The organism is Pseudonocardia alni (assembly GCF_002813375.1).
Lineage (GTDB): Bacteria > Actinomycetota > Actinomycetes > Mycobacteriales > Pseudonocardiaceae > Pseudonocardia > Pseudonocardia alni.
On record NZ_PHUJ01000003.1, the window covers coordinates 4,343,725 to 4,360,463 of the forward strand.

Annotated in this window: 15 protein-coding genes; 9 read left to right on the plus strand and 6 right to left on the minus strand. The window is 73.9% G+C overall.

Annotated elements, in window-relative coordinates; translation table 11 throughout:
- The first annotated feature begins 33 nt into the window (after window positions 1-33).
- Both ATL51_RS21505 and nudC read left to right on the plus strand, forming a co-directional pair.
- Window positions 34-1,428 (plus strand): M16 family metallopeptidase, encoded by a 1,395-nt coding sequence (locus ATL51_RS21505; RefSeq protein WP_100879745.1) that lies wholly within the window; start codon window positions 34-36, stop codon window positions 1,426-1,428.
- On the plus strand, window positions 1,425-2,450 hold the full coding sequence (gene nudC, locus ATL51_RS21510; protein WP_100879746.1) for an NAD(+) diphosphatase: 1,026 nt from the start codon (window positions 1,425-1,427) through the stop codon (window positions 2,448-2,450). The genes ATL51_RS21505 and nudC overlap by 4 nt, the downstream gene beginning before the upstream one ends.
- Window positions 2,451-2,534: 84 nt before the next feature.
- Here the strand turns inward: nudC and ATL51_RS21515 are convergent, their stop codons facing one another.
- Complete coding sequence (locus ATL51_RS21515; RefSeq protein ID WP_280118320.1) at window positions 2,535-2,759, minus strand: glutaredoxin domain-containing protein; 225 nt, start codon at window positions 2,757-2,759, stop codon at window positions 2,535-2,537.
- A gap of 177 nt (window positions 2,760-2,936) precedes the next feature.
- Here ATL51_RS21515 and ATL51_RS21520 point away from each other — a divergent pair, with 177 nt between their 5' ends.
- The 4 genes from ATL51_RS21520 to ATL51_RS21535 all read left to right on the plus strand — a co-directional run bounded on the left by ATL51_RS21520 (window position 2,937) and on the right by ATL51_RS21535 (window position 6,324).
- Window positions 2,937-5,033: an ATP-dependent DNA helicase UvrD2 gene (locus ATL51_RS21520; protein WP_167410092.1), complete on the plus strand. Its 2,097-nt coding sequence runs from the start codon at window positions 2,937-2,939 to the stop codon at window positions 5,031-5,033.
- Between the two features lie 152 nt (window positions 5,034-5,185).
- A complete protein-coding gene (locus ATL51_RS21525) occupies window positions 5,186-5,479 on the plus strand; it encodes a hypothetical protein (RefSeq protein ID WP_100879747.1) in 294 nt (97 codons plus the stop codon).
- A gap of 190 nt (window positions 5,480-5,669) precedes the next feature.
- Window positions 5,670-6,008 carry a WhiB family transcriptional regulator gene (locus ATL51_RS21530; protein WP_083474559.1) on the plus strand — a complete coding sequence of 113 codons (339 nt, stop codon included), beginning with the start codon at window positions 5,670-5,672 and terminating at the stop codon, window positions 6,006-6,008.
- Window positions 6,009-6,075: 67 nt separating this feature from the next.
- Window positions 6,076-6,324 carry a hypothetical protein gene (locus ATL51_RS21535; RefSeq protein ID WP_100879748.1) on the plus strand — a complete coding sequence of 83 codons (249 nt, stop codon included), beginning with the start codon at window positions 6,076-6,078 and terminating at the stop codon, window positions 6,322-6,324.
- Between the two features lie 146 nt (window positions 6,325-6,470).
- Here the strand turns inward: ATL51_RS21535 and ATL51_RS21540 are convergent, their stop codons facing one another.
- The gene (locus ATL51_RS21540) at window positions 6,471-6,887 is read right to left on the minus strand and encodes a VOC family protein (RefSeq protein ID WP_100879749.1); all 417 of its coding nucleotides are present in this window, start codon (window positions 6,885-6,887) and stop codon (window positions 6,471-6,473) included.
- A gap of 120 nt (window positions 6,888-7,007) precedes the next feature.
- On the opposite strand from ATL51_RS21540, the gene ATL51_RS29925 reads away from it, so the two are divergent.
- Window positions 7,008-7,595: a helix-turn-helix domain-containing protein gene (locus tag ATL51_RS29925; protein ID WP_392567408.1), complete on the plus strand. Its 588-nt coding sequence runs from the start codon at window positions 7,008-7,010 to the stop codon at window positions 7,593-7,595.
- A 208-nt stretch (window positions 7,596-7,803) separates the two neighbouring features.
- Here ATL51_RS29925 and ATL51_RS21550 read toward each other — a convergent pair whose 3' ends face one another.
- Entirely contained in the window at window positions 7,804-9,135 is a 1,332-nt protein-coding gene (locus tag ATL51_RS21550) for an ABC1 kinase family protein (RefSeq protein WP_073578350.1), read from the minus strand.
- A complete protein-coding gene (locus ATL51_RS21555) occupies window positions 9,132-10,082 on the minus strand; it encodes a hypothetical protein (RefSeq protein WP_157818478.1) in 951 nt (316 codons plus the stop codon). Before ATL51_RS21555 ends, ATL51_RS21550 begins: the two co-directional genes overlap by 4 nt.
- Window positions 10,083-10,173: 91 nt before the next feature.
- Between ATL51_RS21555 and ATL51_RS21560 the strand changes: the two genes are divergently transcribed.
- A complete protein-coding gene (locus ATL51_RS21560; protein WP_083659144.1) occupies window positions 10,174-10,815 on the plus strand; it encodes a M48 metallopeptidase family protein in 642 nt (213 codons plus the stop codon).
- 7 nt (window positions 10,816-10,822) lie between these two features.
- On the opposite strand, the gene ATL51_RS21565 is transcribed toward ATL51_RS21560, so the two are convergent.
- Both ATL51_RS21565 and ATL51_RS21570 read right to left on the minus strand, forming a co-directional pair.
- Entirely contained in the window at window positions 10,823-12,412 is a 1,590-nt protein-coding gene (locus ATL51_RS21565) for a zinc-dependent metalloprotease (protein ID WP_100880857.1), read from the minus strand.
- Window positions 12,413-12,509: 97 nt separating this feature from the next.
- On the minus strand, window positions 12,510-13,514 hold the full coding sequence (locus ATL51_RS21570; RefSeq protein ID WP_100879752.1) for a YlbL family protein: 1,005 nt from the start codon (window positions 13,512-13,514) through the stop codon (window positions 12,510-12,512).
- A gap of 267 nt (window positions 13,515-13,781) precedes the next feature.
- On the opposite strand from ATL51_RS21570, the gene ATL51_RS21575 reads away from it, so the two are divergent.
- Window positions 13,782-16,703, plus strand: coding sequence for a UPF0182 family protein (locus ATL51_RS21575; protein ID WP_073578391.1), 2,922 nt, complete (start codon window positions 13,782-13,784; stop codon window positions 16,701-16,703).
- Window positions 16,704-16,739 lie beyond the last annotated feature (36 nt).

The window sequence follows — 16,739 nt, forward strand, 5'->3', positions numbered from 1 at the left end:
CGGCACCGTGAACCACACCGAAGGGGGCTCCGCGTGAGCGCCGCCCGCACACACCGCAGCGCGGAGGAGATCGGCCGCACCGAGCGCGGCCCCCGCCCGTTGCCCGCGCTCGGCCGCACCAGGGAGGTGCCGCTGCCGGACGTGCTCACCGAGACCCTGCCGAACGGGCTGACCGTCCTGGCCGCGCGCCGCCCCGGGGTCCCGCTCGTCGAGACCGTCCTGCGTATCCCGGCCGCCTCGCCGGAGCCGGTCGCCGACGCCGCCCGCACCGCGGGCACCGAGGTGCTCGCCGAGACCATCCTGACCGGCACCGCGGGCCGCGACCGGATCGGTATCGACGACGCGCTCGCCTCGGTCGGCGGGGAACTCGGCGTCGCCGTCGACCCGGAGTACCTGCAGGCGGGCGGCTCCGCGCTGGCCACCGGTCTGCCGACGGTCCTCGACGTCCTCGCCGACGTCCTCACCGCCGCCACCCACTCCGACGTCGAGGTCGCCCGCGAGCGGTCCCGGCTGGCCGAGCGGATCGCCGTCGCCCGCGCGCAGCCGCGCACCGTCGCCCGCGAGGCGCTGATGCGCCGCCGCTTCGGCGACCACCCCATCGTCTCGGAGATGCCGACCGCCGAGGCCGTCGCCGCGGTCACCCCCGGGCGCGTGCGGGAGCTGCACGCCGACCTCGTCGTCCCGGACGGGGCGAGCCTGGTCCTCGTCGGGGACATCGACCCCGAGGCCGCGATCGCCGAGGTCGCCCGCCGGCTCGGGGGGTGGACCGGAGACCACCCCGCCCGGTGGCTGTCCGCCCCGCCGGTGCCGCAGGCGGGCGACCTGGAGCTGGTCCACCGGCCCGGCTCCGTGCAGTCCCAGCTGCGTCTCACCGCGCCCGGCCTGGACCGCACCGACGAGCGCTACACCGCGTTCCAGCTCGCGAACCTCGTGTTCGGCGGTTACTTCTCCTCGCGCTGGATGGAGAACATCCGCGAGGACAAGGGCTACACCTACGGCGCGCACTCCGGGCAGGAGTTCGTGCCCGGTGGCGCGGTGCTCGGTCTCGACGCCGACGTCGCCTCCGACGTCACCGCCGCCGCCCTGCTCGAGACCCGCTACGAGCTCGGCCGCATGGTCGCGGTCCCGCCGACCGAGCAGGAGGTCACCTCGGCCCGTCGCTACGCGATCGGCTCGCTGCTGATCTCGCTGGACAGCCAGTCCGCGCTGGCCGGCACCCTGTCCGCGCTGCACGCCGCCGGGCTCGACGTCGACTGGCTCCGGGACCGGCCGCGCCGGCTGGAGGCGGTCACCGTCGACGAGGTCGCCGCGGCCGCCACCGCGCTGTTCGCACCGACCCGGTTCACCGGGGTGGTCGTCGGTGACGCCGACGTGGTCGGGCCACCGCTCGCCGCGCTCGGCGGCGTGGTCCGCGGAGGCGGGCGATGAGCCCCGGGGACTTCTCCCTGACCCAGGAGCCGGTGCTGTCGCGCAACGCGCTCTCCCGCGACGAGAACCGGCGCCTGGACCCGGCCTACGTGCGCGACACGTGGGCGACGGCGCGCGTGGTCGTCGTCGACGAGTCCGGACGCACCCCGGTGGACTGGGAGGTCGAACCGGGCCGCGAGTTCCGCGAGGTCGACGCCGCCGCCTGGGACGACGCGGCGGGCCGTGGCGGGCACGTCCGGACCCGCGCGGGCACCGACGTCGCCGCGGAGCCGCCGGCCGAGGCCGTGCTGCTCGGCGAGCGCGAGGGCGTCCCGTACTGGGCGGTGCGCGTCGGGACCGAACGCACCGCCGACAGCGACATCTTCACCGGCGAGGGGGAATGGGCGGACCTGCGCGCCGCGGGCGCGTTCCTCGACCCGCTCGGGTCCGGGCTGCTCACCGGCGCGGTCGCCACGCTGAACTGGCACGACCGGGCCCGGTTCTGCGCGATCGACGGCACCCGCACCCGCCCGCACAACGCGGGCTGGGCCCGGGTCTGCGACAACGGCCACGAGGAGTACCCGCGCACCGACCCGGCGATCATCTGCCTGGTGCACGACGGTGCGGACCGCGTCCTGCTCGCCCGCCAGCCGGTGTGGCCGGCCGGGCGCTACTCGGTGCTCGCCGGGTTCGTCGAGTCCGGCGAGTCGCTGGAGGCGTGCGTGCACCGCGAGATCTCCGAGGAGGTCGGCATCGCCGTGTCCGACGTGCGGTACCTCGGCAGCCAGGCGTGGCCGTTCCCGCGGTCGCTGATGGTCGGCTTCCACGCGATCGGGGACCCGGAGGTCCCGCTGACGCCGCAGGACGGCGAGATCGCCGACGCCGTGTGGATCACCCGGGACACGCTGCGGGCGGCACTGGCCCGCGGCGACTGGGGCACCCGGGACGAGCCCGACCCCACCGACGGACCGGTGGTCATGCTGCCGGGGAAGGTCTCGATCGCACGCACCATGCTGGAGTCCTGGGCCGCCGCCGGGAACTGACCCCGCAGACGAAGCGGCGGCCCGCCCCCGGTGAGGTACCGGTGGCGGGCCGCCGCGCTCCGTGGTGGGAGATCAGGGGAGGTGTCAGACCCCGAGCCGGGTCTTCACCTCGGAGAAGCTGGGGTTCGTCGCGACCGACTCGTCCGGGAAGACGACGGTCGGCACCGTGCGGTTGCCGCCGTTGGCCTTCTCGACGAACGCCACGGCGTCCGGCTCACGCTCGATGTCGATCTCGCGGTAGCCGATGCCGGCCTGGTCGAGCTGCAGCTTGAGACGACGGCAAAAGCCGCACCAGCTGGTCGTGTACATCGTCAGGTCCGCCATACCGGGTGCAACGGGCCCGCTCGCGGGATTCTTCCCGCCCCGCTGTGACCTGCCCGGCACCCGGACGGGCGGGACGGGCGACCCGTGACCGTCGGGGGTGGGTGTCAGGATGGGTGGGTGCCGTCCCGATCTACCACCCGCCCCGCCCGTGCGACCCGCGCCGTGCCGGACCCGGCGGCCCCGATCGGCGCGGACGGTCTGGACCCCGAGCAGCGGGCCGCGGTGCACGCGCCGCGCGGCCCGGTCTGCGTCCTCGCGGGGGCGGGCACCGGTAAGACCCGCACGATCACCCGGCGGATCGCCCACCTCGTGACCTCGGGCCACGTCGCCGCCACCCAGGTCCTCGCCGTCACCTTCACCGCCCGCGCCGCGGGGGAGCTGCGCACCCGGCTGCGCGCCCTCGACGCCTCCGGGGTGCAGGCCCGCACCTTCCACGCCGCGGCGCTGCGTCAGCTGCGCTACTTCTGGCCACAGATGGTCGGCGGCAGCCCGTGGCCGCTGCTCGACGGCAAGCTGCGGCTCGTCGGCCAGGCGGCCGCCCGCGCCCGGGCCGGCACCGACTCCGACGCGCTGCGCGACCTCGCCTCCGAGATCGAGTGGGCGAAGTCGACCCTGGTCGCCCCGTCGGACTACGCGGCCGAGGTCGCCCGCCGTCGCCGCGACACCCCCGGCCCGGCCGAGCAGGTGGCCGCCGTCTACGCCGCGTACGAGGAGCTGAAGAACGCGAGCGAGCAGCTCGACTTCGACGACCTGCTCCTGCACACCGCGATCGCGCTGGAGGAGCACGGCGGCGTCGCCGAGGAGTTCCGGTCCCGTTACCGGTGCTTCGTCGTCGACGAGTACCAGGACGTCACCCCGTTGCAGCAGCGCCTGCTCGACGCCTGGCTCGGCGACCGCGACGACCTCACCGTCGTCGGCGACGCCAACCAGACGATCTACACCTTCGCCGGCGCCTCCCCCCGGTACCTGCTGGAGTTCCCGCGCCGTTTCCCCGACGCCGCGGTCGTGCGCCTGCAGCGCGACTACCGCTCCACCCCGCAGATCGTCGGCTGCGCGAACCAGCTGATCGGCGCCGCCCGCAACCGGCCCGCCGGGTCCCGGCTGCAGCTCATCGGGCAGCTCCCGCCCGGCCCCGACCCGGACTTCTCCGAGCACGACGACGAGGCCGGGGAGGCCGCCGCCGTCGCGGGCCGGATCCTGACCCTGATCAACGACGGCACCGAGCCGTCGCAGATCGCGGTGCTGTTCCGGATCAACGCCCAGTCCGAGGCGTTCGAGCAGGCCCTGTCCGACGCCGGCGTGCCCTACCAGATCCGCGGCGGGGAGCGGTTCTTCAACCGGCCCGAGATCCGCCGGGCGATGCTCGCGCTGCGCACCGCGGCGCCGGACCAGCGGCCGGGCACCGACCTCGTCGACGTCACCCGCGCGGTGCTCACCGCCCGCGCCGGACTGACCGACGAGCCGCCGAAGGGCGCGACGCTGCGCGCGCAGTGGGAGTCGCTGCTGGCGCTGGTCGGCGTCGCCGAGGAGCTGGCCGCGGTCGAGCGGCAGGCCGACCTGCGCCGGTTGTGCGGGGAGCTGGAGACCCGCGCCGACCACGCGCAGGCGCCCGTCGTCAACGGCGTCACGCTGGCGTCGTTGCACGCGGCGAAGGGCCTGGAGTGGGATGCGGTGTTCCTCGTCGGGCTCGCCGACGGCACCCTCCCCATCGGTCACGCCGGGGACGACGAGGCCGCCGTCGAGGAGGAACGCCGGCTGTTCTACGTCGGCGTCACCCGCGCCCGGCGGGTGCTGTCGATGTCGTGGTCGCTGACCCGGGCCTCCGGGCGCGGGCCGAAGCGACGCCGCTCGCGGTTCCTGTACGGACTGATCCCGGACTCGCACCCGGCGTCCCGGGTGGCCGGCGAGCGCCGGCCCGGGGGCGCCCGGCCCAAGTGCCGCGTCTGCGGGACCCCGCTGTTCGGGACCACCGCTACCAAGCTCCTGCGCTGCGACGACTGCCCGTCCGATGTGGACCTGGAATTGCTGGACCGCCTCAAGCAGTGGCGGTCGGCGGCGGCGAAGGCGCAGGACGTGCCCGGCTTCGTCGTGCTCACCGACGCGACGCTCACCGCGATCGCGGAGCAGCGGCCCGCCGGACCGTCGGCGCTGGTGGGCATCCCGGGGATCGGCGCGGCCAAGCTGGACCGCTACGGCGACGACGTGCTGCGGGTGCTCGCCGAGCACGCGGCGGAGGGTTCACGACCCCCTCTTCGGTAGGGATCGGCGTGAACTTCCGGCGAGACTTCGAATAATCGGTTGCCGTGCCGTGCGCAGCACTTCTACTGTCGTCGGCACCAGGTGGAGCGCCATGCTCCCGACACAGACGCGTCGCGCGGGAGACCGCGGACGGAACCGGAGGAGGTGACGAGATGGGCACGATCGACACGACCGACCTGATCGGCACCACCCTGTCCGTCCCGGCCCCGGTGTGCGTCCCGGAGCAGACCGTCGTCGCGCACGACGTCGCTCACGCGGGCATCGCGGTCACCGGGGAGTCCGGCGTCCGTCGTCGCCACCAGGGGGTGGCGCTGCTCGCGCCGTCGACGCTCCGCGCCACGGGTGAGGTGTACCCGCTGGGCGGCATGCCGGTCGCGGTCACCGGCCCGATCTTCGATGACAAGTGCACAGCTGCGTTCGTTCCCGGGCGCCGAGGGGGTACCTGACCCTCAGCACCCAGCGAGTCCCATCGGGGCCGCGGAACCCACGCACACGGGTTCCGCGGCCCCGATTTTTTTGTCCCCGATTCCGTCCCGAGAGATGACAGATCCCGACCAGACCGGTCTGACCAGTTACAGAGAAGTTCGATCGAGGAGGTCGATCGTGTACGTGCGATCCGTTCCGTGTGACGGCGGAATGATCACCGAGCAGTCCGGCGGCGGCGCCGGACCCGACGAGGTGCGGCTGCGGTCCGTGCCGAGCGTGGGCTCAGCCCTGCCCTGCCGCAACGGCGACGCCGACCTGTGGTTCGCCGAGGCCCCGGCCGAGCTGGAGGAGGCGAAGTCCCGCTGCGGCGGCTGCCCGCTCCGGCAGGCCTGCCTGGACGGTGCGCTGGAGCGCGCCGAGCCGTGGGGTGTGTGGGGAGGCGAGATCTTCGACCACGGTCGGGTGATCCCACGCAAGCGCCCGAGGGGGCGTCCCCGCAAGGCCGACCTGGAGCGCGACCGGGCCCTGGCCCTGGCCGCGAGCCGCTGACCGCAGCCGTACGGGCGCGACGCGCACCGCGGCGCCGCCGACCCACCAGACCCGAGGAGACCGAGACATGAACGACCTGAAGCCGGTACCGGCCGTGCGACCGATTCCCCGCACCGACCGTTCGTCCCACCTCGTGAACCAGGAGAACGTGATGACGCTCATCCAGGAAGCGCTGGCGAGATCCCATCAGCAGGAGGCACAACGGGCGGCGGCCGAGCACCGGCTCGCACGCCGGCTCACCGCGGGCCGCGGCTGGTCCCGGATCGCGGCCTGGGCCGCCTCCCGCGCCGAGCGGGCGCGGCTGCGCGCCGGCTGATCCCGCCGCCGACCGATGCGATCGGTGCCCCGTCCGGACCCGACGTCCGGGCGGGGCACCGTCGTGTCCGGGACCTGCCGGTCCGCCGGTGGGAGAGGGTGCCTCCTCGTCGCTTTGCTCTGCTCACCGATACGCAACACCCCAGTTCAGGGCGCCGGCGACTCCGTGAAGGCGTCGGCGAACTCCGCCGACGGAACGATCTCGGTGATCACGTCGACCAGTACCCCGTCCGGCCCGGCGACGACGAAGTGCCGCTGCCCGAAGTCCTCGTCGCGTACCGGGAGCAGCGCCTCCAGCCCACCGCGGACGACGAGACGGTCCCACTCGGCGTCGACGTCGTCGACCTCGAGGTTCACCAGCGTCCCGGCGGCGGACCGGCCGCGGTACGCCGCCGGGATCGTCGGATGGTCCCGGTCGAGGACGGCGAGCTCGAAGCGTCCGCGACGGAGGCTGACGTACCAGTCGGTGTCGAAGACGACCTCGAATCCCATCGGGCCGGTCCAGAACGCGCGGGCGGCCGGGACATCGGCCGTCGCGAGGACCGGGTAGCAGCTGCGGAGCACGGCACCCTCCCATTCGCATACATACGGTATGTGAAATCTAGTGACGTACCATCGGTACGTCAATTGGGGAGGGGGCGTGGCGTTCGGTCCGGACAGCGCGAGCGGACCCGGTAGGCGCTGCTGGACGAGGCGGACTGCCTGTTCGCCCACAACGGGTACGGCGCGGTCGGGCTGCCGACCGTCGTCGCCGGGGCCGGGGTGACGACGGGCTCGCCCTCCCATCAGTTCGACGGCAGCGCGGCGCTGTTCGCCGCGGTCCTGGAGCGGTGGCGGACCGGGTGGCGGATCGGGTGGTCGACGCGGGGAGGCGGTCCCCGACCCGTGGGGGCGGCTCGTCGCCGGGTGCCGGGTGTTCCTCGGCGCCGCACGGAGCCGTCGGCGGCGCGGATCATGCTCGTCGACGGGCACGGCCTGCTGGGCTGGGGCGCGCCGGCGCGAGCTGGGCGCCGAGTCGTCGGGACGGCACCTTGTCGAGGCGCCGGCCGATCCCGGCGAGCGCGGGGCGCCGGTGCGCAGTCGGTCGAGCCGCTGGCCCGACTGCTGTCGGGAGCCATGAACGAGCACGCCATGTGGCTCGCGGAGCCCGGCACGGCCCATGGGGAGCGAGACCCGGAGCCGGCGCCGACCGGGAGCGGCCCGGTGCCAGCGACCCGGGGCCGGCGCGGAACCGCCGACCGGCGGGTCGGACCCACGACGGGGTGGCGGTAGGACGACCGGACCGGGGAGCGCGGGTGACCGGGGCGCGGCGCGGGCCGCGCTCGACCGGGTACTCGACGGGCTCCGCGTCCGCCCCTGACCCCACGACGCCCCCGAAGACCCCGCCAGCGGCGCCGACCTGCGCTGCTGCGTATCGGTGAGCAGAGCAAAGCGACGACAGGACACCCCCGTCCCGCAGGACCGGAGTAGCGAAGGGAGGTCAGCCGGTCGGGGCGTCCGGCTCGAACATCTCCGGCTGCCACTCGGCGACGATCTCCCGCAGCCGCACGTGGGAGTCGAGCTGGCACAGGATGCCGACGGTCCCCATCGTCACCCGGTGCACCAGCAGGAACCGCGGGGGCAGGTTCAGCGACCGGCCGATCGCCGCCTCCGGGCTACGGAGATCACCGACCCGCTCGGCCTGCTTCTGGATCCATCGGCGGCTGAAGTGGAACTCCTCGGACCCCAGCGGCTCGGTGAAGGGTGCGAGGTAGCCGAGGATCTGCTCGGACTCGATCCGGGCGCCGTCGCGGACGAACCCGGCCGAGCGCATCAGGGCCATCAGGTCGCCGCTGCGCCCCTCGAGCGCGTACTTGGTCATCGTGACCAGCTCGGGGGGCATGCCGTCGGGCATCCGGGCGACGGCACCGAAGTCGAGGACGAGCAGACGGCCGTCGTCGAGGATCCCGAAGTTACCGGGGTGCGGGTCGGCGTGCAGCAGGTGCGCGCGGTCCGGCGCCGAGTAGTGGAAGCGGGCCAGCTGGTTGCCCGCGTGGTCGCGCTCCTCGCGGGTGCCGTCGCGGATGATCGAGGCCAGCGGGCGGCCCTGTACCCACTCCGTGATGACGGCCTTGGGGGCCGAACCGACCACGCGGGGGATCTTCACGTCCGGGTCGTCCTCGTAGAACGCGGCGAACTCGCGCTGGTACGCGGCCTCGTCGCGGTAGTCGAGCTCCTCCTCCATGCGGTCCTTGAGCTCCGCGACCAGCGGCTTGATCTCCATACCGGGGACCAGCGGCTGCAGGATGCGGCTCATCCGCCCGAGCTGACGCAGGTCCGAGCGCAGCGCCTCCTCGGCGCCGGGGTACTGCACCTTGACCGCGACCTCGCGGCCGTCGCGCTTCCAGACCGCGCGGTGCACCTGGCCGATGCTGGCCGAGGCGGCGGGCGTCTCGTCGAAGTCGGCGAACCGGGACCGCCAGGACCGCCCGAACTGCTGGGTGAGCATGTAGTCGACGTCGGCCATGGGCATCGGCGGCGCCGCGGACTGCAGCTTGGTGAGCGCCTCACGGTAGGGCTCGGCGTACTCGTCGGGCACGGCCGCCTCGAACACGCTGAGCGCCTGCCCGAACTTCATCGCGCCGCCCTTGAGCTCGCCGAGCACCTCGAACAGCTGCTCGGCGCTCTTGGTCGCGAGCTGGGCCGCGATCTCGTCGCGGTCACCACCCGTGAGACGGCGCCCGAACCCTGCTGCGGCACGTCCGGCGACGCCGAGCGGGAGGCCGGCGAGCTTGGCGGTGCGCGAGGCGGTTCTTCGGGGAATGTCGCTCACACGGTGATTGTCCACCCGGCCGGGGGATTCCCGCACGGCGCGGTGGGCCCCGGTGCGCTGTCCGGTACCGCTGCAGCCGCTGTGCCGCAGGAACAACCGGGTCGTCGGAACCCCGGACGGGTGAGGACCGTCGCCGCGTCCGCGTCGACCTCCAGCACCGCTCCCCACGACGCGGGCGGCCGGCCGCCACGCACCGGCCCGTCGACGGCGGCGAGCACCTGGCCGACCGCCACCGCCGCCGTCGCGACCAGCACGTGCGGTGCCGCCGACGACGGTCCGCCGGCCGCACCGGGCGCCCCCGCACAACCGGGACACGGCCCCCGGCCCGGCAGGACGAGCGGCCCCACCACGCCGCGGCCGTCGCGCAGGGCCACGAACAGGTGCTCCGACGGAGCCTCCGGCGGCATCGGCCCGTCGTCGGCGAGCACCACCAGGTCCGCGGGCACCCGCCGGGGCGGATCGGTGTCGACACCGGCGTCGCGCAGGAACGTGCGCAGCTCCTCCCCGCGGTCCCGGCCCGGCCCCACCGGCAGCCCGGCCAGCACGTCGTCGGCGCCCGTCACCCCGCCGACCTGCGGGTACAGCTGTCCGATCCCGGCCCGGGCCAGCCCGGCGACGACCGCCACGGCGAGCGCGCCGTCGCCGCGGACCTCGACCAGCGTGCCCTCCCGGCGCCGCCGGACCCGGTCCACGACGTCCGGGTCGGCGAGCAGCCCCGCCCGCCACAGGACGGCGAGCAGCACCGCGACCTCGTCGTCGCCCCGGGTGAGCGCACCGGTCGGGCACGGGCCGTCGGCGAGCCGGTCCAGTGCGTCGACGGCGGCGGGGGACAGCTCCTCCAGCAGCCGGGCCCGGGGTGGGCCGGACCCGATCCGGCGGGCTCGTGGCCCGGCCGGGAGGACGGCGAGGTGGGCGGCGAGCGCGAGCCGTGCGGGCAGTCCGGTCACCGGTGCCACGGTGCCCGCTCCGTGCGGCGACGGGGCCGGAACACGTCCGCGCCGTTCGCATCCGCGAACCGGGGCGGCCTACCCTGGAGCCATGGCGAGTCCCCCGGTAGAGGTCCGACGCAGCGCCCGCCGGAAGCGCATGGTCAGTGCCCGGCGGGAGGGGGAACGGCTCGTCGTGTTCATCCCGGGCTGGATGTCCGCCGAACAGGAACGCGATTGGGTCGCGGAGATGGTGCGGCGCGTCGAGGCGAGCGAGGCCCGCCGCCGCTCACCGGGCCGCAACAACGACGAGGCACTGGCGCGCCGCGGCCTGGAGCTGTCGAAGCGCTGGTTGGAGGGGCGCGCGCGGCCGTCGTCGATCCGGTGGGTGCCGACGATGCGCACCCGCTGGGCGTCGTGCACCCCCGACGACGCCACGATCCGGATCAGCGAGCGCCTGCGGGACGCGCCGGGCTGGGTCGTCGACTACGTGCTGGTGCACGAGCTGGCCCACCTGCTGTCCGCCGCGCACGACGACGTCTTCTGGTCCTGGGTGCGCCGCTACCCGCGCACGGAGCGGGCCATCGGCTACCTGGAGGGCCTCAACGCGGCCGCGGAGCTCGGCATCACCGGTGTCGACGGCGACCCGGCCACTGCCGACGAGCCCGACGGGGTCGCCGACGCCGACGGTGAGGTCGGCGGGTTCGGCGGGACCGGCCCCGGGATGGAGCCGGTCCGCGCGACCGGGACCTGAGCCGGGCTCAGGAGTCCTTCCGGTCCGTCCCGTCCTCGCCGTCGGTGTCCTCCGCGGAGGGCTTCTCCGTCCCGGGCTCCTCCGGGGTCCCGGACGCCTCGGTCTTCCCCTTCTCCGCGTCGGCCGCCATCTGGCGCTCCAGCTCGGCGATCGGGTCGTCCGGGACGGCCCCGCCGGTCGCACCGCCGCGCACGAAGGCGGCCGGGTCGTCCAGGTCGTCGGCCGACGGGATCAGGTCCGGGTGCGCCCAGACCGCGTCGCGGCCCTCCACGCCGCGCTCGGCGCCCAGCAGCTTCCACAGGTCCGCCGCGGCCCGCAGCTTCCGCGGCCGCAGCTCCAGCCCGACGATCGTCGCGAACGCCTGCTCCGCGGGCCCGCCCGAGGCACGGCGGCGGCGCATCGTCTCGCGCATCGCCTCGGCCCCGGGCAGCCGCTCGGTCAGCGCCTCGGCGACGACGGTGTCCACCCAGCCCTCGATCAGGGCGAGGAGGGTCTCCAGCCGGGCCAGCGCCGCCTTCTGCTGCGGTGTGTCCTCCGGCTCGAACATGCCGGACTGCATGGCCTCCTGGATCGACTCCGGGTTCGACGGGTCGATCCCGCGGGCGAGCTCCTCGATCCGCGAGGTGTCCACGGTGATGCCGCGGGCGTACTCCTCGACGGCGCCGAGCAGCCGCTCGCGCAGCCAGTGCACGTGGGTGAACAGCCGCTGGTGGGCGGCCTCGCGCGCGGCGAGGAACAGCGTGACCTCACCGGCCGGGCGGTCCAGGCCCTCGGTGAACCGGGCGACGGCCTCGGGCAGCAGTGCGGAGGTGCGCTCCGGGCCGACCGGGATGCCGAGCTCGGTGGAGGTCAGCACCTCCTTGCCGAGCTGCGCCAGGCCCTGGCCGAGCTGGCTGCCGAACGCCATCCCGCCCATCTTGCCGAGCATCCCCAGCATCGGGCCCGCCGCGCCGCGGACCTCCTCGGGCAGACCCTCGACCCAGGCCGACGACAGCCGCGTCGCGACCGGGTCGCAGAGCCGCTTCCAGGTCGGCATGCCGGCCCGCACCCAGTCCGACGGCGTCCAGGCCTTCACCTCACCGCCGGAGGAGGGGAACGACGTCGCCGGGTCGAGCCACAGCTCCGCGAGCTTCACGGCCTCGGCGACCCCGGTGCGCTGGGCGTCGGTGAGCGACGACGTCGACTGCGCGAGCTGCTGGGTGGCGATCCGGGCGGCGAGGTCGTAGTCGACGGGGCCGTCGTCGGAGGAGCCGCTGCTGGAGAGCATCTGGCCGAGCTGGGACAGCATCTGCCCGAGCTGGCTCATGTCGAACTGGCCCCCGCCGGGCATACCCGGCATGCCGGGGATCCCGCCCATGCCGAACGCCGCGAACGGGTTCTGGCCCGCGCCGCCGGAGGCGCCCGACGGGTCGTCGGACTGGGGGTGCGACCCGAAGCCGAACGGGTCCTTCGGGCCCTCGGGCTCGCCCTTCCCGTCCTTGCCCGACGTGCCCCCGTCCTTGCCGGAGGCGTCGCCGGAACCCGAGTCGGGCTGGTCGCCGGGCTCGCGGTCGCGGTCACGGTCGGCGGGGCCGAAGCCGAAGGGGACGTCGCTCATGGCGTCCACCGTACGCGGGCCCGGGGGGTGGTCGCCGCCCCGACAGCCGGTGGATCGGGCCTGGTGGGGCGGTGTTCGCCGGGAGCGGACCGGGGAACTACGAGCAGCCGGCCGGCGTACCGCCGGTGTCGAGGGTGGTCAGCGCCCCGACCGCCTCGTCGAGGGTCCCGACCCGCACGAGCCGGAGCCCGTCGGGCGCGTCCTCGGCGGCCTCGGTGCAGTTCGCGGCGGGCACCAGGAACGTCTGCGCACCGACCTCGCGGGCCTTCAGCATCTTGAACCGGATGCCGCTGATCGGCCCGACCCGGCCCTCGGCGTCGATGGTGCCGGTGCCGGCGACGAACCGGCCGCCGGTCAGCGGACCCGGGGTCAGCTTGTCGACCAGCGCCAGGCTGAACATCAGCCCGGCCGAGGGGCCGCCGACGTCGCCCAGGGTGATGGTCAGCTTCTGTCCCTCGGCTGGGGAGGTGGCCGGGGTGATGCCCAGGAAGGCCCGCGCCGGGTCGTCCGGGTGGGCGGCCGGGGTGACGGCGACCTGGCGCGGCGCGGCGTCCCCGCGGCGGACGGTGAGAGTGACCGGCTGCCCGGGGCGGGCGGTCCCCATGGCGTCGAGCAGGCCCTGGACCGAGGTCACCGGGGTGGCGCCGACGGCGCGGATCTCGTCGCCGGGTTCCAGCACCCCCGCCGACGGCGAGCCGTCGGTCAGCGCGCCGACCGTGACCCGGGTCGGCAGGCGCAGGTGGGTCAGCGCCGCGGCCTCGGCGTTCGCGATCGAGCCGTCGAACTCCTGCTGGTTGGCCTGGGTGACCTGTTCGGTGGACTCGCCGGGCGGGTACAGCGACCAGCGCGGCGCGAGCCGGTAGGTGCCCGAGGCCCACATGCCCAGCGCCCGCAGCGTCGAGATCCCGTCGGTGACGCCGACGGTGGTCATGTTCAGGTGCCCGGTCGTCGGGTAGGTCGGCAGGCCCTCCGCGGACACGACAGGCGTGCCCTCGACCTCACCGAGGGTGTCGAAGGTCGGCCCCGGCCCGAGGGCGACGACCGGCGCGGGGACCACGGTCCCGACCGCCGTGAGGGCCAGCAGTACGAGGACCGCGGTCACCCACGTCGAAGATCGAACGCCCACGGGAGGGAACCCTACGATCGTGCGACGACGACGGCGCGCCCGACCCCGGCCCGTCCTGCGACGATGCGGTCGGAGAGCCCGGTGGGTGCCGCCCGATGTGTCGTTTTCGTCCCGACACACCGGGACCCGACCGCGACTTCACCGAACCTCCGTACAGTTGCCCTCGGAGAACCGTGCCGTCGCCCCAGCCGGCCGCGCTCTCCACGAGTCGTACCCGAACTGTGGAGTGTGCCCGTGTCGTCCATGCGGCCCCCTGTGGGAGCGCCGTCGCTGACCCGCCGAACCCGGATCCTGCTGGTCGCCGCGGGCGTCCTCGTAGTGCTTCTGCTCGGTGGCTCGCGGCTGCTGAACTTCTATGTCGACTACCTGTGGTTCGGCGAGGTCGGTTTCCGGAGCGTCCAGCTCACCCGGCTGTTCACCCAGATCGTGCTCTTCGGGGTCGTGGCCCTGGTGGTGGGCGGCCTGGTCGCGCTGACGCTGTGGCTGGCCTACCGCTACCGCCCGGTCTTCGTGCCGGTGTCCGGACCCGAGGACCCGGTCGCGCGCTACCGGACCACGATCATCCAGCGCCTGCGCCTGTTCGCCGTCGGTGTTCCGGTCGTGATCGGCCTGATCGCCGGGCTCGCGGCGCCGACGCAGTGGCAGACCGTGCAGATGTTCCTGCACGGCACCCCGTTCGGCCGCGCCGATCCCGAGTTCGGCAACGACATCGGGTTCTACGCCTTCACCCTGCCGTTCCTGCGGATGAGCCTGAACTGGCTGTTCGTCGCCGTCGCGATCTGCTTCGTGCTCGCGCTGGTGACCCACTACATCTTCGGGGGCATCCGGCTGTCCGGCCGCTCCGGCTTCGTCTCCACCGCCGCGCGTGCCCAGCTCGCCGTGCTCGCCGGAGTGTTCGTGCTGCTCAAGGCCGTTGCGTACTGGTTCGACCGCTACGACCTGCTGTGGTCCAACCGCAATGCGCAGACGTTCTACGGCGCCACCTACACCGACCTCAACGCGGTCCTGCCGGCCAAGCTGATCCTGCTGGTCATCGCGGTGATCTGCGCGCTCGCGTTCTTCGTCGCCGCGTTCCGCCAGAACCTGCAGATCCCGGCGGTCGCCGTGGTCATGCTGGTCGTCTCCTCGATCCTGGTCGGCACGGCGTTCCCGCTGGTGCTGCAGCAGTTCGTCGTCGCGCCCAACGCGAACGTCAACGAGGCCCCGTCGATCGAACGCAACATCGCGGCGACCCGGGACGCCTTCGGCATCGGGCCGGACAAGGTCGACATCGCGCCCTACGCGGGCACGTCGGAGGCGACACCGGCCCAGGTCCGGGCCGACACCGACACCATCCCCAACATCCGGCTGCTCGACCCGGGCAAGCTCAATCGCACGTTCACCCAGCTCCAGCAGCGACGGAACTTCTACGGGTTCTCGCCCAACCTCGACATCGACCGCTACACCGTCGACGGCGAGACCCGTGACTACGTCGTCGCGGCGCGCGAGATGAACGCCAACGGCCTGGTGAACAACCAGCAGGACTGGATCAACCGGCACCTGGTCTACACCCACGGCAACGGGATCGTGGCCGCTCCGGCGAACCAGGTGAACGAGGCCCTGGAGGATGCGGGCGGCTCCGGCGGCCTGCCGAACTTCCAGGTCTCCGACACCCAGCAGCAGGGCTTCGTGCCCGTCCAGCAGCCCCGCATCTACTACGGCGAGCTGCTCGACAACCAGTACTCGATCGTCGGTGCCGAGCCGGGTACCGCGCCGCGGGAGTACGACTCCGACGAGGCGCAGTACACCTACACCGGCGCCGGCGGCGTCCCGATCGGCGGGCTGTTCAACCGCTCGGTGTTCGCGCTGGCCTACGGCGAGCGGAACATCCTGTTCAACAACTCCATCAACGCCGACTCGAGGATCATGTACGTCCGGAACCCGCGGGACCGCGTGCAGGCGGTGGCCCCGTGGCTGACGCTGGACAACGACCCGTACCCGGCCGTCGTCGACGGGCGGGTGCAGTGGATCGTCGACGGCTACACCACGCTGCAGAACTTCCCCTACGCCGAGCGCGTGCAGCTGGGCGACGCCACGTCGGACTCCCGGCTCGGGCCCAATGGCCAGCAGCTGCCGAACGACACGATCAGCTACCTGCGCAACTCGGTGAAGGCCACGGTCGACGCCTACGACGGCACCGTGAAGCTCTTCGCCTTCGACGAGTCCGACCCGGTGCTGCAGACCTGGGAGAAGGCGTTCCCGGGCACGGTCGAGCCGCGCTCGGCGATCACCCCGGACCTGCAGGCCCACCTGCGCTACCCGGAGGACCAGTTCAAGGTCCAGCGTGAGCTGCTGACCCGCTACCACGTCGACGACCCGAACGAGTTCTTCTCCACCGTGTCGTTCTGGGACGTCCCGTCCGACCCGACCGTGCAGGGCGGCAACGGCGGCAGCCAGGACGCGCAGCCGCCGTACTACATCTACGCGGGTCTTCCGGGGCAGGAGGGCGCGTCGTTCCAGCTCACCAGCGCGCTGGTGAGCCTGCGGCGGCAGTTCCTCGCCTCGTACGTCTCGGCCAGCTCGGACCCGGACACCTACGGGAAGCTGACCGTGCTGCAGCTGCCGAACGAGACCCAGACGCTCGGCCCGCAGCAGGTCCAGGCCCGGTTCCTCGGCTCGCCCGAGGTCTCCTCCGAGCTGAACCTGCTGCGGCAGAACCAGACCACGATCGACTACGGCAACCTGCTGACGCTGCCGGTGGCCGGTGGTCTGCTCTACGTCGAGCCGGTGTACATCGAGCGGGCGGGCGGTCAGGACAACTCGACCTATCCGCAGCTGGCCCGCGTCCTGGTGTTCTACGGCGACCGGCTCGGCTACGACGCGAGCCTGTCCCGGGCCCTCGACGAGGTGTTCGGCGCCGGAGCCGGTGCCGCCGCGGGCGGTGCCGCTCCGACGACCGGGCAGCCCGCCCAGCCGACGACGCCCACGACGCCGGCCACGCCGAACGGACAGGGCGCCCAGACCCCGGCGGCGCCCAACGCGGCGCAGGCGACCGCGGCGCAGCAGATCCGCGCGGCGCTGAACGAGCTCAAGGCGGCCCAGCAGTCCGGTGACTTCGCCAGGCAGGGCGAGGCGCTGGCCGAACTGGACCGTGCGGTCGCGGCGTTCCAGGGCGCCGGCGGCTGATCATCGTCGGGCCGGACCCCCCTGCGGGTGGGGTCC

What these genes read in the sequence shown, in the direction of transcription:
- nudC (WP_100879746.1), top strand. Translation starts at nt 1,425, where the DNA reads ATGAGCCCCGGGGACTTCTCCCTGACCCAGGAGCCGGTGCTGTCGCGC.
- ATL51_RS21515 (WP_280118320.1), bottom strand. Translation starts at nt 2,759, where the DNA reads ATGTACACGACCAGCTGGTGCGGCTTTTGCCGTCGTCTCAAGCTGCAG.
- ATL51_RS21525 (WP_100879747.1), top strand. Translation starts at nt 5,186, where the DNA reads ATGGGCACGATCGACACGACCGACCTGATCGGCACCACCCTGTCCGTC.
- ATL51_RS21530 (WP_083474559.1), top strand. Translation starts at nt 5,670, where the DNA reads ATGATCACCGAGCAGTCCGGCGGCGGCGCCGGACCCGACGAGGTGCGG.
- ATL51_RS21535 (WP_100879748.1), top strand. Translation starts at nt 6,076, where the DNA reads ATGAACGACCTGAAGCCGGTACCGGCCGTGCGACCGATTCCCCGCACC.
- ATL51_RS21560 (WP_083659144.1), top strand. Translation starts at nt 10,174, where the DNA reads ATGGCGAGTCCCCCGGTAGAGGTCCGACGCAGCGCCCGCCGGAAGCGC.
- ATL51_RS21565 (WP_100880857.1), bottom strand. Translation starts at nt 12,412, where the DNA reads ATGAGCGACGTCCCCTTCGGCTTCGGCCCCGCCGACCGTGACCGCGAC.
- ATL51_RS21575 (WP_073578391.1), top strand. Translation starts at nt 13,782, where the DNA reads ATGCGGCCCCCTGTGGGAGCGCCGTCGCTGACCCGCCGAACCCGGATC.